Origin of the sequence: Bradyrhizobium sp. UFLA01-814 (assembly GCF_046718885.1) — a bacterium.
Taxonomy (GTDB): Bacteria; Pseudomonadota; Alphaproteobacteria; order Rhizobiales; family Xanthobacteraceae; genus Bradyrhizobium; species Bradyrhizobium elkanii.
On sequence record NZ_JAQOSR010000044.1, the window covers coordinates 14,301 to 34,173 of the forward strand.

Annotated in this window: 15 protein-coding genes and 2 pseudogenes; 10 read left to right on the forward strand and 7 right to left on the reverse strand. The window is 63.9% G+C overall.

From position 1 onward, the window contains the following. Nucleotides 1-30: 30 nt before the first annotated feature. Complete coding sequence (locus PMN64_RS15770; protein ID WP_028342161.1) at nucleotides 31-360, reverse strand: hypothetical protein; 330 nt, start codon at nucleotides 358-360, stop codon at nucleotides 31-33. A 298-nt stretch (nucleotides 361-658) separates the two neighbouring features. Between PMN64_RS15770 and PMN64_RS15775 the strand changes: the two genes are divergently transcribed. Both PMN64_RS15775 and PMN64_RS15780 read left to right on the forward strand, forming a co-directional pair. Continuing rightward, on the forward strand, nucleotides 659-1,453 hold the full coding sequence (locus PMN64_RS15775) for a L,D-transpeptidase (protein ID WP_028342162.1): 795 nt from the start codon (nucleotides 659-661) through the stop codon (nucleotides 1,451-1,453). Between the two features lie 317 nt (nucleotides 1,454-1,770). Beyond that, nucleotides 1,771-2,618: pseudogene (locus PMN64_RS15780) on the forward strand (alpha/beta fold hydrolase). Between the two features lie 109 nt (nucleotides 2,619-2,727). Here PMN64_RS15780 and PMN64_RS15785 read toward each other — a convergent pair. Then, the gene (locus PMN64_RS15785; RefSeq protein WP_411781277.1) at nucleotides 2,728-3,285 is read right to left on the reverse strand and encodes a DUF308 domain-containing protein; all 558 of its coding nucleotides are present in this window, start codon (nucleotides 3,283-3,285) and stop codon (nucleotides 2,728-2,730) included. Nucleotides 3,286-3,419: 134 nt separating this feature from the next. Here PMN64_RS15785 and PMN64_RS15790 point away from each other — a divergent pair, with 134 nt between their 5' ends. Continuing rightward, nucleotides 3,420-4,007: a TetR/AcrR family transcriptional regulator gene (locus tag PMN64_RS15790; RefSeq protein ID WP_411781279.1), complete on the forward strand. Its 588-nt coding sequence runs from the start codon at nucleotides 3,420-3,422 to the stop codon at nucleotides 4,005-4,007. A gap of 46 nt (nucleotides 4,008-4,053) precedes the next feature. On the opposite strand, the gene PMN64_RS15795 is transcribed toward PMN64_RS15790, so the two are convergent. Continuing rightward, nucleotides 4,054-6,318: a spermidine synthase gene (locus tag PMN64_RS15795; protein WP_411781280.1), complete on the reverse strand. Its 2,265-nt coding sequence runs from the start codon at nucleotides 6,316-6,318 to the stop codon at nucleotides 4,054-4,056. A 179-nt stretch (nucleotides 6,319-6,497) separates the two neighbouring features. On the opposite strand from PMN64_RS15795, the gene PMN64_RS15800 reads away from it, so the two are divergent. After that, a complete protein-coding gene (locus tag PMN64_RS15800; RefSeq protein ID WP_411781281.1) occupies nucleotides 6,498-8,099 on the forward strand; it encodes a phytoene desaturase family protein in 1,602 nt (533 codons plus the stop codon). A gap of 272 nt (nucleotides 8,100-8,371) precedes the next feature. Here PMN64_RS15800 and PMN64_RS15805 read toward each other — a convergent pair whose 3' ends face one another. After that, nucleotides 8,372-8,536: a Flp family type IVb pilin gene (locus PMN64_RS15805; RefSeq protein WP_028342167.1), complete on the reverse strand. Its 165-nt coding sequence runs from the start codon at nucleotides 8,534-8,536 to the stop codon at nucleotides 8,372-8,374. Nucleotides 8,537-8,706: 170 nt separating this feature from the next. On the opposite strand from PMN64_RS15805, the gene PMN64_RS15810 reads away from it, so the two are divergent. Both PMN64_RS15810 and PMN64_RS15815 read left to right on the forward strand, forming a co-directional pair. After that, nucleotides 8,707-9,591: a 50S ribosomal protein L11 methyltransferase gene (locus tag PMN64_RS15810; RefSeq protein ID WP_411781282.1), complete on the forward strand. Its 885-nt coding sequence runs from the start codon at nucleotides 8,707-8,709 to the stop codon at nucleotides 9,589-9,591. Beyond that, on the forward strand, nucleotides 9,588-10,094 hold the full coding sequence (locus tag PMN64_RS15815) for a hypothetical protein (RefSeq protein ID WP_411781283.1): 507 nt from the start codon (nucleotides 9,588-9,590) through the stop codon (nucleotides 10,092-10,094). The genes PMN64_RS15810 and PMN64_RS15815 overlap by 4 nt, the downstream gene beginning before the upstream one ends. Before the next feature lie 18 nt (nucleotides 10,095-10,112). Here the strand turns inward: PMN64_RS15815 and PMN64_RS15820 are convergent, their stop codons facing one another. Next, nucleotides 10,113-10,298 (reverse strand): hypothetical protein, encoded by a 186-nt coding sequence (locus PMN64_RS15820; RefSeq protein WP_028342170.1) that lies wholly within the window; start codon nucleotides 10,296-10,298, stop codon nucleotides 10,113-10,115. Between the two features lie 191 nt (nucleotides 10,299-10,489). Between PMN64_RS15820 and PMN64_RS15825 the strand changes: the two genes are divergently transcribed. Both PMN64_RS15825 and PMN64_RS15830 read left to right on the forward strand, forming a co-directional pair. Next, entirely contained in the window at nucleotides 10,490-12,319 is a 1,830-nt protein-coding gene (locus tag PMN64_RS15825; RefSeq protein WP_411781302.1) for an aminopeptidase P family protein, read from the forward strand. A gap of 200 nt (nucleotides 12,320-12,519) precedes the next feature. Next, a complete protein-coding gene (locus tag PMN64_RS15830) occupies nucleotides 12,520-13,263 on the forward strand; it encodes a hypothetical protein (RefSeq protein ID WP_411781284.1) in 744 nt (247 codons plus the stop codon). Nucleotides 13,264-13,343: 80 nt separating this feature from the next. Here PMN64_RS15830 and PMN64_RS15835 read toward each other — a convergent pair whose 3' ends face one another. Further along, complete coding sequence (locus PMN64_RS15835) at nucleotides 13,344-15,500, reverse strand: hypothetical protein (RefSeq protein ID WP_411781285.1); 2,157 nt, start codon at nucleotides 15,498-15,500, stop codon at nucleotides 13,344-13,346. A 392-nt stretch (nucleotides 15,501-15,892) separates the two neighbouring features. Here PMN64_RS15835 and PMN64_RS15840 point away from each other — a divergent pair, with 392 nt between their 5' ends. Next, the gene (locus PMN64_RS15840) at nucleotides 15,893-17,170 is read left to right on the forward strand and encodes a multidrug effflux MFS transporter (protein ID WP_411781286.1); all 1,278 of its coding nucleotides are present in this window, start codon (nucleotides 15,893-15,895) and stop codon (nucleotides 17,168-17,170) included. A 94-nt stretch (nucleotides 17,171-17,264) separates the two neighbouring features. Here PMN64_RS15840 and ligA read toward each other — a convergent pair whose 3' ends face one another. Further along, nucleotides 17,265-19,415, reverse strand: coding sequence for an NAD-dependent DNA ligase LigA (ligA, locus tag PMN64_RS15845; protein WP_411781287.1), 2,151 nt, complete (start codon nucleotides 19,413-19,415; stop codon nucleotides 17,265-17,267). 124 nt (nucleotides 19,416-19,539) lie between these two features. On the opposite strand from ligA, the pseudogene PMN64_RS15850 reads away from it, so the two are divergent. Then, nucleotides 19,540-19,821: pseudogene (locus PMN64_RS15850) on the forward strand (GIY-YIG nuclease family protein); the annotation flags it as partial. Nucleotides 19,822-19,873: the final 52 nt, after the last annotated feature.

Below are 19,873 nucleotides of genomic sequence, written 5' to 3' on the forward strand. Positions count from 1 at the left end.
GCTCCATCCGGGCTACAGGTTCTTCAACGATCAATAGCAGTGGAAATGGCCGTGGCGGTAATAGCCGCGGCAGCGGTGGCCACGGCGGTAACCGCGATCCGGGATGCCGAACACGCCCTTGACCGCGCCCATGGCGCCACCGACACCAGCGCCGACGGCGCCGCCAACCACGCCGCCCACCGGGCCGGCGACCCGATTGCCCTCATAGGCGCCCTCATGAGCGCCGCGGACGATGCCTTGGGCATGGCTTGCATGGGGGACTGCGACCAGCGTCAAAGCGAGGGCTGCGGCCGCAAGCAGGAGCCGCGCGGAGAGGCCGGCTGGGACGACGGCCGCGGTCTTCACCTTGGTGTTGTTCATCTGGATTCCTTGATGCGCGGCGCGAACGCGCCGCCGGGGGTTTGTGAAACGCCCGTGCGGCCAAATGGTTGCGTGTCGGAGACCGATTGGGCCGTCGTCGCGGCATGCTCGCGAAAAAGTCAGCCCGCCGTGACAGGCAGGCCCGGCTTCGGCCTTGTTTGCGCCGCGCGCGGGATTAACCATGGCGTTTGATCACGGCCTTGGCCCGCTACTGGAACCAAGTTCGGATTCCGTGCATATTGATTGCCGGGGACGGAGAGCCGCGGCTTCGCGAGCAGGCCTGGAGGCCAAAGGTAAAATGCGTTCGTTCCTCATTGCGTTCACTTCCGTGATGCTCTTCACCGCCGGCGCCGCACACGCCAAGGTCGATATCACCATCGACAAGGACAACCAGCAGATGACCGTCGCGGTCGACGGCGTCGCGCGCTATCACTGGCCGGTCTCGACCGGCATCCCGTCGCGCGAAACGCCGAACGGCAGCTTCCGCGCCTTCCGCATGGAAGAGGATCACTATTCCAAGGAATTCGACGACGCGCCGATGCCGCACTCGATCTTCTTCACCAAGATCGGGCACGCGATTCACGGCACCGACTCGGTGAACCGCCTCGGCTCGCCCGCCTCGCATGGCTGCGTGCGGCTGTCGCGCGACAACGCAACCACGCTCTACGCGCTGGTCCAGAAGGAAGGCGTGCTCAACACCACCGTGACGCTGACCGGCTCGTCGCAGGTCGCGCTGGCGCGCAATCCGCGTGGACGCAACGGCACCGCCGTCGCCCGCCGCGCGCCGCAGCAATATGACGAGCAGTACGGCACCGCCGCCGCCGGCGACCCGGTCGTGCTGACGCCGCAGCCGCGCGACTATCCGGCGCAGGCCCGCACCGATGACGGCTACATCTATCCGGCCGACGGCAGCTCGACCGATCGCCGCTATCCGGCACCGCCGTCGAGCCGCCGCGTCTACGACGCGCAGGCCTATGGCCAGCAGCAGCAGTATTACGGCAATCAGGGCTACGCGCCGGCGCCGCAGGGCTACTACCAGCCGCGCCCCGCCTATCAGCCGCGCGGCTTCTACGGCAACACCTATCAGGACTAGAGCGTTTTCGAGCGAAGCGGGCGCCGTTCGCATGAAGAAAACGCGTTAAAAGAAATCTGCCGCACGTTCCTGGTCCACTGACGGCGCCGCAGGCAGCGCGCCGTCAATTCACGCTCCCCTCACCCGCTTGTGACCGTCGCAAAACGCCCCCGTCATCGTGCGCCGGGGCCCGTCGTCGCGTCGTCATCTGATTGTAAAACTAGCCCGATATTCGGCGGCACAAGCGCCCGCCGGGTCCCTGGAGGCCGATTCACGCGGCATGCCCGATGAAACCAGGGCGAGAAGCGCGGGTCACGTAGGCAAGATCAGAGGTCGACATGAAACGGGGCATCATTGTCCTTTGCCTGTGCATCGTGGCGATGGCCGCTTATTTCACGACGGACAGATGGGCCATCCGTCACACGACGCTGTCGTTCCACGACGTTCTGCGTGACGACCGCAACGTCACGGTCGAGGTCGCGGTGCGCCGCGACCGGCAAATGCAGGCGATGGCCGAGATGATCGAGCTGCCGGTCGCGATCCCGAGCCACGGCAACACCGTCAAGAACACTGAGTACTCGTTCCTCACCAATTTGTTCGCGTCGCGCGGCTACCTCGTGGTCAGCATTCAGCATGATCTCGATACCGACGCGCCGATGGTCACCAAGGTCGGCGAGGAATATGTCGGGCGCGCATGCAGTACAATCGCGGCGTCTTCAACATCATGTATGCGATCGACGAGCTCAAGAAGCTCTATCCGAACGCAAACTATCGCCAGCTGACATTGATCGGCCATTCCAACGGCGGCGACATCTCGATGTTCTTCGCCAAGCAGCATCCCGACCTGGTGAAGAAGGTCGTCACGCTGGACAATCTGCGCGTTCCCTTCATCACCGACGGCAGAATCAAGATCCTCTCGTTCCGCTCCAGGGATCCGGTGTTCAAGGCCGATCCGGGCGTCGTGCCCGACGACGAGACCTGCGCGAGACTCGGCATCAAGGTGGTCAGAACCGAATTCCAGCACAACGATCTCAGCGACCGCGGCCCGGACAGCGCGAAGTCGTCGATCCAGGCCGGCGTGGAGCAATTCCTCGACGAGGATGCCGGCGAGAGCACACCGACGATGCCGCTGCTCGCCGCCTCGACACCCGCCTCCGCGGGTGCAGCGCCGCCAGAGAACAAATAGTCGCGTCGCGCTGAAGGCGAGCTCGCGCTCTCCGGTGCTGCCGGACAGCGCTTGGAGCCCGCTCCGTTCCGATTGAATCGGAGCGGAGCTCCAGATTGTTGCTTTGACTCTAAGCGCGCGCGTGGCGATAGCCGGTGGCAACGAGCCAGATTGCGGAAAGCAGGAAATAGAACGCGCCGAAGCCCGCATAGGGAGCGACGTCGAGAATGGTCGGCGCAACGGTGCCGATGGACTGGCTGATCATGTAGCCGCCGGCGAGTGCCGACTGCGCGCCGCTCAGGATCATCGCCCATTGCGCGCCATAATGACGCCAGCGCCTGACGCCCGTGTACAATTGCAGCACGCCCGCGAGGATCGCCCAAACCCCGAACACGGCCAGGACGGCATAGCTGCTATGGCTGAGCGCCACGATCACGGCGAGCGTCGTGATCGCGCTGACCGCGACATTCAGGGCTTGGGACGGGTTGGCCTTCAGGCCGCCGTTGACCCGGGCGTCAGCCAGATTGGCGATGCCGTCCCACGCCGGGTAGATCACGAGCAGAACCGCGGCGGGGCCGGCTTGGCCGCTGAACAGAACCGCGGCGGCGACCCAGGCGACCGAGAAGATGGCGCGCCCGAGATAATAGGATCGCAGCCAGGCGGATTGGGTCGAAAGGTGGCTTTGCATTGACAGGCTCCTTGTTTGTCTTCCTACTAGTAGGTAGATGCCAAATCCGAGTCAATCTGGCGCTCCGACGTCCTGTGAGGAGAGGAAAGCCTTGATTTGCCTCTGGAATTTACCTACTGGAAGGTAGGCATGACGTGAACGTGATGATTTCGACTTCTGAAAAAATTCTCGACGTCGCACAGCCCCTCATCGTCGCCGGGGGCTATAACGGGTTCAGCTATGCCGACATCTCGGATGCCATCGGCATCCGGAAGGCGAGCATCCACCATCACTTCCCGACCAAGGTCGAGCTGGTCTCGGTGCTGGTGGATCGCTACCGGCAGCAGACCGAGCTGGGCCTGAAGTCCCTTCAGGAACAGTTCGCAAGCCCGGCCGACCAGCTGCAGGCTTACGTGAACTTCTGGCGGGCGTGCATCGGCGATGCCTCGCTGCCGTTCTGCGTCTGCGCGATGCTTGCCAGCGAGATGCCGATATTGCCGGACGAGGTCGCATCGCGCGTCCGCGCCCATTTCCATCATCTTGCGGGATGGCTCACCTCGGTGCTGCAGGCCGGCGCGGAACAGCATCTGTTCCGGCTGGACCAGCGGCCGCACGAGGAGGCCCAGATGCTGATGGCATCGGTTCATGGGGCAATGCTCTCGGCGAGGGCTTTCGACGATCCCGGAATGTTTGCCGCGATCGTCAAGCCCCGGCTCGCCAGACTGCTGGTAGCCGATCGCTAGAGAATGATCGCGCGGAAGCCGCCGCGATTGGCTCGGCTTGCAGGTCCTATTGCTCGCCGTCGCGCAGGCGGCGGTACACCGCGCCCAGCACGTTCGAATAGTCGTCGGTCCAGACCCGCTGCTTCTCATCGGCTTCGGTCTCGGTCCAGACATCAGACGATGCGAGCTTGCCGACGTCCTCCTCCTCGCGCGCGGAGACCACGACCGAGGTCGAGAAGATGTACTCGTTGTCGCGGCCGGAATCCTCGCTGTAGACCCAGCTCTTCATGTCGTTGGCGTCTGCGATGCCGACCACGACGCTGGCAAGTTCGAGGTGACGGTTGGAGACGTGCATCACGACCGCGCCCTGCGGCGCCAGCTTCTCCTTGTAGATCGCCATCGCCTCCTCGGTCGCGAGATGGATCGGGATCGCGTCCGACGAATAGGCGTCGACGATGATCAGATCGTAGGCGCCGTCCGGCTCCTTGGCGAAGGTCAGCCGCGCGTCGCCGATGACGGGCCTGAGGTTCGGCTCGCAGTTCTGGATGTAGGTGAAGTATTTCGGGTCGCGCGCGGTATCGACCATCGACTGGTCGATCTCGAAGAAGCGCCAGTCCTCGCCGGGGGCCGACGCGCAGGTCAGCGTCCCCGAACCCAGCCCGATCACCGCCACCTTCAGCGGCGCGCCCTTGCGCTCGCGGATTGCAGTGATCGCCCGCCCGATGCCGCCGTCCTTGTGATAATAGCTGATCGGTTCTGGCGTTCCTGTGACCGCCGTGCCGTCATCGTTTTTGAACTTCTCGGCGCCATGGATCGTGGTGCCGTGCATCAGCACGTGGTACTGCCCGTTCGGCGTCACCACGATCTTGTGCACGCCGAAGAAGCTGCGCACGGTTTCGACGCGGCCGTCGTCGGATGGATAGGCGCGCAGCACCACCAGCGCGACCACGACGGTGGCGAAGATCTTCCAGCGATTGGCGTTCAGCGCGAGCGCGAGCAGCGCCGAGAGCACGCCGACCGCGCCGATCACCCAGACCCGGTGCACGTCGAACCAGTTGAAGATGTCGCCGGCCGAATAGCTCGGCGCGATCAGCGCCACCGCCAGCACCGCGAGGAACGGCCAGTACCAGGCGCTCCAGCGCAGCAACCGCTCCGCGCCGCCGGGCGGACGGCATAGCGCCGCGAGCGCCAGCAGGATCGGATATTCGGCGACCCACGAGAAAGTAAAAGGCGCAATAAGCCCCGCGAACAGGCCGCCGACCATGCCGCCGAACGACAGCGCGACGTAGAAGCCGGTGAGATATTTCGCCGCCGGGCGGGTGCGCGCGAGCTCGCCATGACAGGCCATCGCGATGATGAAGAAGCAGAGCTGATGGCCGCCGAGCGTGAGCAGCAGGTTCTGCTCGCCGCCGACCGCAAGCAGGATCACGACGCCGGCAATCGCAAGCGGCTGCGCCCGCAGCATCCATTTGTGCGGCAATAGCGGCCGCGACTGGAACACCAGCACCCAGGTCAAGAGATACAGCGACAGCGGCAGCACCCACAGCAAGGGCGCGGCGGCGACGTCGGTCGAGATATGCGCCGTCACCGCGATCAAGAGGCCGGACGGCACCGCGGCGAGGAAGATCCAGCGCGCCCGCAGCGGCCAGGACGGCGCCGGCGCATTGGCGTCATCGACCTGCATGTTGAGTGCGGCGGCATTGGCAGGCGACCGCAACAGCAGCACGCCGCAACTCGCGATCAGAATGATCAGCAGACCATAACCACCGGTCCAGATCAGGTTCTGGGTGCGCAGCGTGAACATCGGCTCGAGCAGCACCGGGTAGGACAAGAGCGCCAGGAAGCTGCCGATGTTCGAGGATGCGTACAGAAAATACGGATCGGGACCGTTGGGATGTCCGGTGCGCACGAACCAGGCCTGCAGCAACGGATTGTTGGCGGCGAGCGCGAAGAACGGCAGGCCGATCGAAACCGCGAACAGGCCGAGCAGCCAGACCGCATAGCCGGACGTCGGCGGCTCGCCCCAGCTGCTCCTGATCGCCAGCGGCAAGGTCACGAGCGCCACGACGAGCAGCACCAGATGCACCACGACCGGCGCAATACGGCCGTTCAGCTTCATCAAGAGATGCGCATAGGCGTAGCCGCCGAGCAGCAGCGACTGGAAGAACACCATCGCCACCGACCACACCGCCGGCGAGCCGCCGAGCCGCGGTAGCACCATCTTGGTGAACAGCGGCTGCACCGAGAACAGCAACAGGGCACTGACGAAGATCGCGGCGGTGTAGACAACCAGTACCAGCCGGTTGCGCGGGGCGGTCGGCTCAGACGTCATGAAAGCTCCGGCATGGACCCGGCGGGCGCCGGAGGCGGACGGTCCGGTGGCACCCCACCGGAGGATTTCAGTTGAGCATACGGCACTATCACGGACAAGAAACGGCGGTCACGCGGACTTGACGACGCGGCGCTGCGGCGCCACAGCACATGCTCTAATCACTGCTTCTTGAAGCGGACATGAACGAAACAGACGTCGTCATCATCGGTGCGGGGCACAACGGCCTCACCTGCGCGGCCTATCTTGCGATGGCCGGGCTGCGGGTGAAGGTCGTGGAACGCCGCAAGGTGGTCGGCGGCGCCGCGGTCACCGAAGAATTTTGCCCGGGCTTCCGCAACTCCGTCGCCGCCTACACGGTGAGCCTGCTCAATCCGCAGATCATGTCTGACCTGAAACTTGCCGATCACGGCCTCAGGATCGTCGAGCGGCGCGCGCAGAACTTCCTTCCCGCGCCCGACGGCAGCTACCTTTTGACCGGCGAAGGCCGAACCCGGGACTCGGTCGCAAAGCTCAGCCGCCGGGACGCGGTCGCAATCGACGCGTTCTCAGGGGAACTCGAAGCCATCGCCGACGTGCTGCGGCAATTCGTGCTGCGCGCGCCGCCGAACGTCGTCGAGGGCTTTGGTATCGCCGCGGTCAGCGAAGCCTTCAACGCGCTCGGCACCGCCAACATCCTGCGCCGGCTGTCGCTGGAACAGCAGCGCAATCTGCTCGACCTGTTCACGCGATCGGCCGGTGAGATGCTCGACGAGCGTTTCGAGAACGACCTCGTCAAGGCGCTGTTCGGCTTCGATGCCATCGTCGGCAATTATGCCAGCCCCTACGCGGCCGGCTCCGCCTATGTCATGCTGCATCATGCGTTCGGCGAGGTAAACGGCAAGAAAGGCGTCTGGGGCCACGCGATCGGCGGCATGGGTGCGATCACCCAGGCGATGGCGCGTGCCGCGCGCAGCCATGGCGTCGAGATCGAAACCGATGCGCCCGTCCGCGAGGTGATCGTCGAGAAGGCGCGCGCCGTCGGCGTCGTCCTCGACAATGACAAGACCCTGCGCGCCAAATACGTCGTCTCGAACGTCAATCCGAAGCTGCTGTACACGCGTCTGGTGCCGGAAGCCGCATTGGCGCCCGAGTTTCGCGCGCGTATCTCACGATGGCGGAACGGGTCCGGCACGTTCAGGATGAATGTGGCGCTCAGCGCCGTGCCCTCGTTCACCGCGCTCCCCGGCCCCGGCGATCACCTCACGGCGGGCATCATCATCGCCCCGAGCCTCGGCTACATGGATCGCGCCTGGCACGATGCGCGCGAATTCGGCTGGAGCCGCGCGCCGGTCGTCGAGGTGCTGATCCCCTCGACGCTCGACGACAGCCTGAGCCCGCCGGGCCAGCATGTCGCGAGCCTGTTCTGCCAGCATGTCGCACCGCAACTGCCCGACGGCAGATCGTGGGACGATCATCGCGACGAGGTCGCCGATCTGATGATCGCAACGGTCGACCAATATGCCCCCGGGTTCGCAGGCACCGTGATCGGCCGCCAGGTCCTGTCGCCGCTCGACCTCGAGCGGCAGTTCGGCCTGCTCGGCGGCGACATCTTTCACGGCGCGCTGACATTGAACCAATTGTTCTCGGCGCGGCCGATGCTCGGCCATGCCGACTATCGCGGACCTCTGAAGGGCCTCTACCATTGCGGTTCGGGCGCCCATCCCGGCGGCGGCGTCACCGGCGCCCCAGGCCACAATGCCGCGCGGGCGATCTTGGCCGACCATCGGGCGCTATTCACGTAGAGCGGACACCACGCGCCGCGCTCATCGCGGGACAAGCTGTGGACAGGCGCGTTGAGAGGCTGGGTGTCTGCGGTGGACAGAGGCGTCGTCTCAAGACGGGATAACCGGTGGACGTCGCTGTGGACCGGCTGTGCGACGGACGCTGACAATCCCTGGAGAACGCGGTTGATGTCTTGTCGACAAGCTGGGTGTGGCTCTGTGGACAACCGGTCAAAAAGAAAACACCGGGCGACATGTCGCCCGGTGCTTCCCTGAGAACGCCGTTCGAGAGATTACTTCAGCGAGCCGCTGATCGAGTTGAAGGTCCCGCTCAGTGCCGAGCCGACGCCATTCACCGCAGCGATGATGGCGATGGCGATACCGGTCGCGATCAGTCCGTATTCGATGGCGGTCGCGCCGGATTCATTCCGCAAAAACTTAACGATAAAAGCCTTCATTGCAGCCCTGCCCTTGGTTGTGATGCCTTGGAACGAAGGGTGTTCCCAGTTCCGCCACCGTACTAGTACGGCAACATCTAAGGTTGTCTGAACCGGGAACCTCTCAATTCTCGCGATATTCGATTGAATCCGGCTTGAAATTTTAACAAAAACCGCGCTACCGGCCTCCGATGACCCCGTCCACACACCGCGCCAGCGTCACCCTTCCAGATGAATCGACCGCAAAGCGCGTGGTAGACGCGCTTTCCGAGGTGTTTTTCGAGGATCAGGCGGCGTTTGCAGCCTTCGAGCGGCCGGATGGCCGCTGGGACGTCACCGTCCATTTTGCCGAGCCGCCGGATCAAGATTTACTGCGCGAGCTGGTCGGCCAGGTGGTGCGGCAGAATGTCGCATCTACTTTAGTTTTTGATACCGTGGAGGCCAAGGACTGGGTCAAGGCCAGCCTGGAAGATCTTGTCCCGGTCGCCGCCGGCCGCTTCATCGTCCACGGCCAGCATGACCGGCACCGGATACCCCCCAACAAGCTCGGGATCGAGATCGAGGCGGCGCTGGCCTTCGGCACCGGCCATCACGGCACCACGCGCGGCTGCCTGCTGCTGCTCGACCACGTGCTGAAGGCGTATCAACCCCGCCGCGTGCTGGATCTCGGCACCGGGACCGGCGTGCTGGCGATCGCCGCCGCCAAGGCGCTGCACGGCAAGGTGCTGGCGAGCGACATCGACCCGCCGTCGGTCAGAGTCGCCGAGGAGAATGCCCGGCTGAACGGCGCAGGCGATCTGGTGGACCTGATCCGCGCCACCGGCTTTGCGTCGCCGCGCTTTGCCGAGGACGGTCCATTCGACCTGGTGCTCGCCAACATCCTCGCCAATCCGCTGCGGCAACTGGCCGGCCCGATGGCGCGCCACCTGGCCTCGTCGGCGCAGGTCATTCTCTCGGGCCTGTTGACGCACCAGGCGCCGGCGGTCATCGCCGCCTACCGTGCCCGAGGGCTGGTGCCGCTGCGGCATCTGAAGATCGAGGGCTGGAGCAGCCTGCTGCTGCGTTTCGTGAAGTGACCGCGACCGGCAGACAGTGCGGCGACTGCACGCTCTGCTGCAAGGTGATGGCGATCGAGGAACTGGCCAAGCCCGCCAATACGTGGTGCCCGCATTGCGAGCCGGGGCGCGGCTGCCGGACCTATCCGGGCCGGCCGACGGAATGCCGCGCCTTCAGCTGCGTCTGGCTGGCGAACGAGCTGCTGGAGGAGCACTGGAAGCCTTCCAGGTCGAAGCTCGTCCTGACCACGTCCGAAGATGGTCTTGAGGTCAGATGCGACCCGGGCTTCCCCGACGCCTGGCGCAGGGAGCCGTTTCGCAACGAGCTCAGGGAATGGGCGATGTCCGGCGAGACGCTCGATATGACCGTCGTCGTGATCGCCGGCAGGCGCATGACGCTGCTGACGCCCGATCGTGAATTCGATCTCGGCATCGTCGGCCCCGATGAGCGGATCGTGCGCGAGCTCGAGGACGGCAAGGTCGTCAATGTGACCGTGGCGAAGGCGTCGGATCTGGAACGGTAGCCGCGATCCGTGGATTAGCTATTCGGGTGCCGGAGAATCGCTGCGGATGGTCTCGACCTTGTCCTGACCGGCCGCACGCTTGGCCCGCGCCTCGACCAGGCGGTCCAGCATCTGGACGATGACGCCGCGCTGCTTCTGTTCGACCGGCGCAATCGGGCCGCGGCGGACCGGCGGCGAGATCTTCTCAAACGTGAATGCAGGCATCGTGCATCTCCTCACCGTTGAGTTGAGACACTCCTGGACACTCCCCATACGCTTGACCGTTGACGTGCAGTGGACATCGTCCGGCCAATTCCACTATGCCATATTCAAGCATAAGTTATGCCAAAAATATGGTCATGCTTGACCGCGCTCGCGCGAAGGTCATGCTTCCATCTGAAGAGAGTACGACGGCGATGTTCGAAGCCCATTTCCAGACGTTCGAAGAGCCCGAAGGCGGCGTGGCGCTGACTGCACGCTTGAGCGCGCTGCGCGAGGAACTGGCGCGGCGCAAGCTGACCGGGTTCGTGATTCCGCGCGCCGACCAGCAGCAGAATGAATATGTCGCAGCCTCCGAGGAGCGGCTCGCCTGGCTGACCGGCTTCACCGGATCGGCCGGGCTCGCGATCGTGCTGAGCAAGGAAGCGGCCCTGTTCGTCGACGGCCGCTACACGCTGCAGGCCGGCAAGCAGGTCGACCGCAAGGCCTGGCAGGTCGAGCCGCTGGTCGAGCCGCCGCCGGAGCATTGGCTGACCCGGCATCTGGTGGCCGGCGACCGCCTGGGATTTGACCCCTGGCTGCACACTTCTTCGGCAGCCGAACGGCTGGCAACCGCCTGCGCCAAGGCCGGCGCGGAACTGGTCGCCGTCGACGGCAATCCGGTCGATGCGATCTGGCACGAGCGGCCGGCACCGCCGCTCGGCCCGGTCACGATCCACGGCGCGCAGTTTTCCGGGGAGATCGAAGCCGAGAAGCTCAAGCGCATCCGGCTCGAGATCAACAAGCTCGGCGTCGACGCGCTGGTGCTGTCCGACAGCCACGCGGTGGCCTGGACCTTCAACATCCGCGGCGCCGACGTCTCGCATACGCCACTGCCGCTGTCCTATGCGCTGGTGCCGAAGGAAGGCCGGCCGCTGGTGTTCATCGATCAGCGCAAGCTGTCCAACTCGACACGCGACCATCTCGAGCAATCGGCCGATGTCGAGCAGCCCGCGGCGCTGGCGGCAAAACTCACCGAGCTCGCCAAGCGCGGCGCCTCGATCGCGCTCGACAGCGCGACCGCAGCCGACGCCCTGAGCCGCCTGATCGCGGGTGCCGGCGGCAAGCCGGTGCGCGGCAGCGATCCGGTGAGCCTCTTGAAGGCGGTCAAGAACGTCACCGAGATCGAGGGCACGCGCACGGCGCATCAGCGCGACGCGGTGGCGCTGGTGCGTTTCCTCGCCTGGATCGACCGCGAGGCGCCCTCCGGCAGCCTCACCGAGATCGACACCGTCGAGGCGCTGGAGACGTTCCGCCGCCAGACCGGCGCGCTGAAGGACGTCTCGTTCCCGACCATCGCCGGCACCGGGCCGAACGGCGCCATCGTGCACTACCGCGTGACGCGCAAGAGCAACCGCCGCATCGAGCCCGGCGACCTCCTGCTGATCGATTCCGGCGCGCAATATGAGGACGGCACCACCGACGTCACCCGCACCATCGCGATCGGCAAGCCGACCGACGAGATGCGCGACCGCTTCACCCGCGTGCTGCGCGGCCATATCGCGATCGCCCGTGCGATCTTCCCCGACGGCACCACCGGCGCGCAGCTCGACACGCTGGCGCGGCAATATCTCTGGCAGGCCGGGATCGATTTCGAGCACGGCACCGGCCACGGCGTCGGCAGCTATCTCAGCGTCCATGAAGGGCCGGCGCGGATTTCCAAGCTCGGCACCACGCCGCTGAAGCGCGGCATGATCCTGTCCAACGAGCCCGGCTACTACAAGACCGACGCCTACGGCATCCGGATCGAGAACCTCGAGCTCGTGATCGGCACCGACATTGCCGGCGCCGAGAAGCCGGTCAACGCTTTCGAAACGCTGACGCTGGCGCCGATCGATCGCCGCCTGATCGAGGTCAGCATGCTGAGCCAAAGCGAACTGGCCTGGCTCAACGACTACCACGCCCGCGTCGCGCAGGTGGTGCGGCCGCATCTCGACGACAACGCAACGAAGCTGTGGCTCGACGAGGCGACAGCGGCGCTGAAGTAGCGGTGCACACAAGCATCCACACATTCGGTGTCATCCCCCGCGGGGGGCGGGTTTTCTTTCATCGAGGAATGCAACTATTGACAAGTTACGAAGCTCGATATCCCCTATGGTTGCATGCGCCGCCGTCGTCGACGTAGAACGTCGGACGGAGCGCCGAGGGAACACGGCATTTGTTGCCGCCGATAGAAATGGAACATGCCATGTCTTCGATGGACGTCGACTACAGCGCGGAGAAAGAACAACCGAGCCTGTCCATCTACACCGTCAACTGCAATCACAGTAAGCAGGTCTTGCTCGGCGGCATGGGGTCCAAATCCCGAGGGACGGCCTATGACGTGCTTGCCTGTCAAGAGCTGGGCGAGGGTTGTACGGCGCAAGGGTATGACTGCATCGCGCTTTACCAGGATACGGTCCATCACAATGCAGGTCTCAACGTAGGTCTGTTTCTTCGTAACGCCGACTCTCTTTGGCAAAAGGCGGACGCCAAGTCCTTCAAATTGCCCGAAACCATGACGGGCCGAGGGGTTGCCCAGATCGCGCTCAGCTCCAGGAAGAACGCTAAATTCGTGGTTTGGATCGCCACGCTTCACTGCAAGTCGGGCCAGTATTTCGGGAATAGCGCGCAGGCAGAACTCGGCGCTTTGCTGAAATATGTGCTCGATTGTGGAACCATGGCGGATGCGAAAATCATCATTGTTACCGGCGATATGAACTGGGGCAGTGTCAAGACTTGGGCTAACGACAATCAGACAAAGTACAAGACTTACCTATGCCAGTCTTATTTGGGTGACGATCAGATGAGCGGAAAATCCCTTATGCAGACCGTCGTTTTTTACGTACCGTCCAAAGTCGATGGGAGCCATGTCGAGATGTCGACCCTGGCCCGTACGACGGAAGGTCACGCCATTCTCCATACCAAAATAACATCTCTCAAATTGAGTTGAAGCCTGGTCGCGAAAAGGCGCCTCTGAAGGCGGGCTGAAACGCCGGCCTCACTGCCGGCGCTTCGCCTTCGACACATGCGTCACGCCGGCTCGATGCCGACCCAGCTGACGACGGCCGTCACGGGTGCCGCGTCCACCTTGAAAACCGCTCTGTACGGCGTGCCCTTGCGCACAACGGCAGTCGCAGAATTGCAAGGAATGAACTTGTTGTACCGCTCGCAGTATTGAACGTTCGTCCCCGTGATGGTGACGGGGTTCTTGAAGTCCTCGTTGTCGGCAACCGTGAGCGACAGTGTCCCCTCCGCACTGTCCGACCCTCCTCCCGCGTTCAGATATCCGAACAGGATTCCATTCGTATCCGCGACATTGATCTTGTTGACCTCGCGGCGCTCCAGCGGCAGCATCCTGTTGGACGCGCCGATCGGTATCCAGTAGGCCTCGACCTGCGGGTTGCCGTAGGTCGGCACGAAGTCGACGATAAAATCGCTTCCTTTGACGACCGGCATGCAAAAGCTCTCCGCCGCGATGCAAGTGTCGGAATGATCGTACCAGTGGATCGATGACGCGACGCATTGCGCGAGGTCCTGACCCAACGCCGATTGCCTTCCGCAGATGTTGCCGCGATTGCCATCCTGCGCGTGCTGGAGTCTCGCAACAACGAAGCCATCCTGCTGCCGATTCGGGTAACGTTTGTTGGGTTCGAGGCGCTCCCATTCGCCGAGCGCTAGCGGGAACGGCTGGAAATAGGCCGCCGCGACCGACCCGCCCCAGCGCGGCGTGAAGCTGAGGTTATAGTAGTCCTTCGCGCGCACCGGCATGAACAGGCTGCCGCCCCACATGTGCTCGTCTTTGTACCAGTGGCAGCCCGCGCTGGCCCGGCACGTCTTGGGATCGCTGGCGCTGTCCGTGAGGCCATAGACCTCGGAGCCATCATTTTCGACGTTGACCCGAACGTGGGCGCTGACAAAGCCATCGGTGGTTGCCCGATAGTTGACATTGGGCGAACGGGTGGTCGCACGCGGAAGCGGGTCCGGCTCCACACGCCAGAACTGCAGCGCGCGCGCCTTAAGGTCGTCAGGCAACAGATTGAGTGTGGAGGTGACGCCCGTATTGCCGATGACCGCCCATTTGTTCGGTTCGCCGACGGTTGCGCCCCATGAGGAGGGCGTGCTCACCAACCGGGTGTCTCCCCCATACCCTTCGAAGCTTGTGTTTTGCGCAATCTGCTCCGCGGCGGTCTTGCGGCTCTCCGAGGTCTGCTTGGTGAACGAAGCTCCACCGCTTGCCTGGCCGACCTTGAAGCTGACCGCGGCCGAGATCTGATCTTCGCTTTCGTCCTCGGTCGCCGAGGCGTCGGTCTCCTCGGAATAGGTGAGCGTCAGTTGGCCGCCGAGCAGCACCTCCGAGGGCACCACGTGGCCGAATTTCGCCATGACGCTTTCCAGTTCCTTGCCCGGATATTGTTGCTCGAGGGCAGCCGTCACGGCGTCGACGAATTTCGGCGAGACTGTCGTGCAGGCGTCAAGGAAAACGGTCGCGCGCGGAAATTGATAGAATCCGACCATATGGCGCCGCGTACGACTGAGGCTTTGCGCGTGCCTCTCCTTGTGACTGCGCTCGAACGAAGCCGAGCAGAACGCATAGCCTGCGCTTGCCGTCTCCTTGTCGAACCCGGCGCGGACATAGGTCGACGATTCCGACGTGTAGGTGACCGAGCTTGTCACGCGCGCGTGATCTTGTTCGTTGCGCATGAAGCTCGCGTTTGCGGCCGGAACCTTCCAGTACAGCACCGGCTCACGCGGACGCGCCGGCGCCGGCCCACGCATGTTGTATCCGTAGACGAGCTTTGAATTGAACGCGATGACCATCCATTCTTCGGGCTTGATATCCGTCGGCAATACTGCCGCGTCGCCCCGATCGACACTCAGCGCGGACGGGACCCTGAATTCGACGTCTGCGTGCTGGAGGACGGGCGCCGTCAGATCGAAGGTCGTTCCGGCTGGCAAATCGGGCGGCGGCATCGGCTCGACCGCCGACTTCTTCGGCTTGTTCCTCTGGGCAAGCAGGCGCTTCAGCTTGGCCGCCGTGCCCTTCTTCTTAATCAGGTCGTCGATCGCCTCGGCAGTGACGTCTTCAATCTCGGTATAGCCCTGATCGTAGAACGCCTGAGCGTCCTCGCCCGCCCCGTTGCTGATCAGCCATTTTCCGACCGCAGTCCCGTTCGCATCATCAGCCATCACGTTGTCCCGCGTTACCTGCGTGAGGGACGACCGTCGTTCCTCCGCGCAGCCGTGCTCATTTGAATTCCCATTTCATTCTATCCGACGTTGCATTTTCTTTGTCAATCGCCTGAAAGGCTACCGGTCTAAAAGAGGCTATGGTCGATTGCTCGGGGACATTGGCCGTAGCAATTTTACAGTGTAGTTCGATGACCGGTGTCTGGAATACTGGGTCCCCCGCTTTCGCGGAGGACGACAGCAGAATTCGCGGCTGACGACAGTGTGTTTATTGCGCGAGACGAAACATCGTCGCTAGCGTCTCCTGAAATCGCATGGGCGTATGCCGAAACACCCATATTCCGCGCGGACGGGCACGCTACAGTCTTTTTACAATGCTGGATCGGACCTGAATGCACGGCGTGATGGGCAAGCCGCCCGGAGCGGCCAAAGACAACATCGCGACATCGAAGGTCATGCTGCTGATGCTCGTCGTGATGACGGGCGTGGCGCCGATCTCGCTCTACATGCTGGTGCCGGCGCTGCCGGTGCTGGCGACCACCTTTGGCCGCGACATCTCTATCGCGCAGATGACCGTGTCGCTCTACATGGTCGGCATCGCGCTTTCACAGCTGATCATGGGGCCGCTGTCCGACAGGTTCGGCCGTCGGCCGGTGCTGCTCGCGGGCCTCGGCCTGATGGTCGTGGCCGGCGTCGGCTCGGTGTTCGCCGAGACCCTGCCGCAACTGATCGCGGCGCGCTTCTTCCAGGCGCTCGGCGGCGCCAGCGGCATGGTGATCAGCCGTGCCATCATCCGCGATCTCTATCCGCGCGAGCGGGTCGGCGCCATGATCAGCCTCGTCGTCGCCGCGCTGATGATCGCGCAAATGGTGAGCCCGTTGACCGGCGGCCTGCTGGAGACCACATTCGGCTGGCGTGCGATCCTCTATCTCATCACCGCGGCGTCGCTGATCACCACGATCTTCATCGCGCTGGCGTTGCCGGAAACCCGCCGCGACCGGGCCGACAGCTCCAGCTTTCGCGGCGACCTCGGCAAGCTGATGACGAGCCGCGCCTTCGTCGGCTATCTGCTGTGTCAGGTGCTGGCGTCGCAGATCATCTTCGCCTTCGCCGGCGGCGGCCCTTACATCGTGGTGACCCAGATGGGCCGGACCAGCGCCGAGTATGGCGCGTGGTTCGCGATGACGGGGTTCGGCTACTTCGTCGGCAATCTCCTGTGCGTGCGCTTCGCGCCGCGGCACTCGCTGGAGAAGCTGATCTGGTTCGGCCTCGCGCTGCAGGTCGGCGGCAGCCTGCTGAACCTGGTCTGGAGTTTTACCGGAGTAAACCAGGCCCCGCTCTGGCTGTTCGGCACCCAGATGATCGTGATGATCGCCAACGCCTTTGTGATGGCCAATTCCGCCGCCGGCGCGATCAGCATCCGGCCCGAAGCCGCCGGCACCGCCTCGGGCGCCATGGGGTTTCTGCAGCAGGGCATCGGCTCGCTGATCTCGCAATTCGGTGCCTATCTCGGCGGCCACTCCACCACGACGCTGCCGCTGACCGCGGCGATCTTCGCGATCTCGATCGCCTGCGCCTGCACCATGATCTTCGTCGTGCCGCGGCGGAAGGTGGTGGTGAGCGAGGAGCTGATCGCGCAGGCCGAGGAGGATGAGCAGGGGATGATGTGAGCAGTTCGTCATTCCGGGGCGATGCGCAGCATCGAACCCGGAATCTCGAGATTCCGGGTTCGTCTCTTCGAGGCGCCCCGGAATGACGGACATCCTACTCCCCGATCAGCTTCAGCCACTCGTCCTCGGTGAGCACCTGGACGCCGTGCTTCTGCGCTTCGGCAAGCTTCGAGCCGGCGCCCGGCCCCGCGACGACATAGTCGGTCTTCTTCGACACCGAGCCGGCCGCCTTGGCGCCCAACCGTTCGGCCGTCGCCTTGGCCTCGTCGCGCGTCATCTTCTCGAGCGATCCGGTGAACACCACGGTCTTGCCGGCCACCGCCGAATTGCTCTTCGGCTTCTCGGCGTCGATGATCTCGTCGAGCTCCCCGGTCAGCCGCTCGACGATGCCGCGATTGTGGCTCTCGCCGAAATAGTCCGCGATGCTCTTGATCACGGTGTCGCCGATCTGGTCGAGCGCATCCATCTCCGCCATCGCTTCCTCGTCGCCCTTGGCGACCTTGAGGCAGGCATCGTGGAACGCGTCCCACGAGCCATAGCCGCGCGCCAGCGCCAGCGCGGTGGTCTCGCCGACATGGCGCATGCCGAGCGCGTAGATGAAGCGCTCCAGGCCGATCCTGCGGCGGCTGTCGATCGCCGCGAACAGATTGCGCACCGAGGTCTCGCCGTAGCCTTCGATGCCCTCCAGCTTCAGCTTCGCGTTGCGCTTCTGCAGCGTGAAGATATCAGCCGGCTCCTTGACCCATCCCTCGTCGAAAAAATACTGCAACTGCTTCACGCCGAGACCGTCGATGTCGAAGGCGCGGCGCGACACGAACAGAATGAGGTGCTCGACCTTCTGGAACGGACAGGCGAACTCGCCGGTGCAGCGGGCGCGCGAGCCTTCCTCGCCGGCCGCGGTCTCCTCGCGCACCACATCGGTGTGCAGCGGGCACGGACATTTCTTCGGGAAGTGGAATTCCTTCGCGTTCTTCGGCCGCTTGTCGATCACGACGTCGACGACCTGCGGGATCACGTCGCCGGCGCGCTGGATCACCACGGTGTCGCCGATCCTGATGTCGCGTCCCTCGCGCAGCACCTCGCCCTTGTTGCCGATGCCCTTGATGTAGTCTTCATTGTGCAGCGTGACGTTCTGCACGATCACGCCGCCGACACCGACCGGCTCGAGCTTGCCGACCGGCGTGAATGAGCCGGTGCGTCCAACCTGGATCTCGATGTCGCGCAGCACCGTCATGGCGCGCTCGGCCGGGAGTTTGTGCGCGATCGCCCAGCGCGGCGTGCGCGACACGAAGCCGAGCCGCTCCTGCCAGTCGATGCGATCGACCTTGTAGACGACGCCGTCGATGTCGTAGTCGAGCTCGGCGCGCTGCTCCTCGATCTTGCGATGGAACGCGATCAGCTCCTCGACCGAGTGACACAATTTGGTCAGCGGATTGGTCTTGAAGCCGCACCGCTCGAACCAGTGGATCATGCCTGTCTGCGTATCTTCCGGCATCGCGCTCATCTCGCCCCAGGCATAGGCGAAGAAGCCGAGCGGCCGCGAGGCGGTGATGGTGGGATCCTTCTGCCGCAGCGAGCCGGCCGCCGAATTGCGCGGATTGGCGAAGATGGTGTCGCCGGCCGCCTTCTGCCGCTCGTTGAGCGCAAGGAACGCCTTCTTGGTCATGTAGACCTCGCCGCGCACCTCGCAGATGTCGGGCACGTTGCGGCCCTTCAGTTTCTGCGGCACGTCCTCGAGCGTGCGGATGTTGGCGGTGACGTCCTCACCCTCGGTGCCGTCGCCGCGGGTTGCCGCGGTGACGAGCTCGCCGCCCTCGTAGCGTAGCGACATTGAGAGCCCGTCGATCTTCGGCTCGGCCGAGAAATCGATCTTGTCATCCGGCAACTTGAGGAAGCGCGTGATGCGTCCGACGAAGTCGACCACGTCGGCTTCCGCGAACGCGTTGTCGAGCGACAGCATCGGCAGCGAATGGCGGACCTTCCTGAAGCGCCCCGACGGCGCAGCGCCGACCTTCTGCGACGGCGATTCCGCGGTGACGAATTCAGGGAAGCGCTTCTCGATCGCATTGTAGCGCTGCCGCAACCCGTCGTATTCGGCATCGGTGACGCTGGGCGCGTCGTCCTGATAGTAGCGCTTGTCGTGACCTTCGAGCTCGAGCGCAAGGCGCATCAACTCGACCTTGGCCTGGGCCTTGGTGAGCTTGTCGACGTCGGAGAGTTCTTTCTTTTTTGCTGCTTTAGCCATGCGACGGGCGCGCTATAGTTTTTCGTCATTCCGGGGCGGTCCGTCAGGACCGAACCCGGAATCTCGAGATTCCGGGTTCGATGCTTCGCATCGCCCCGGAATGACTGTGTGGGAAATGGGGCTCATGTCGTACTACGTGTACATTCTAGCAAGTCGACGAGACGGAGCAATCTATGTTGGGATCACCAACGATCTCGTGCGGCGGGTCTACGAACATCGAATGAAGGCCGTCCCAGGCTTCACGTCCAAATACAACATCACGCAGCTGGTTTGGTTCGAAATCTACGACGACCCGATCTCCGCGATATCACGCGAGAAGGAGTTCAAGAAGTGGAAGCGAGCCTGGAAGGCGCAATTGATCGAAGCGAGCAATCCGCAGTGGAATGACTTGTACGAGTCGATCTGTACCCGAGGTGGTCATTCCGGGGCATCGCGCAGCGATGAACCCGGAATCTCGA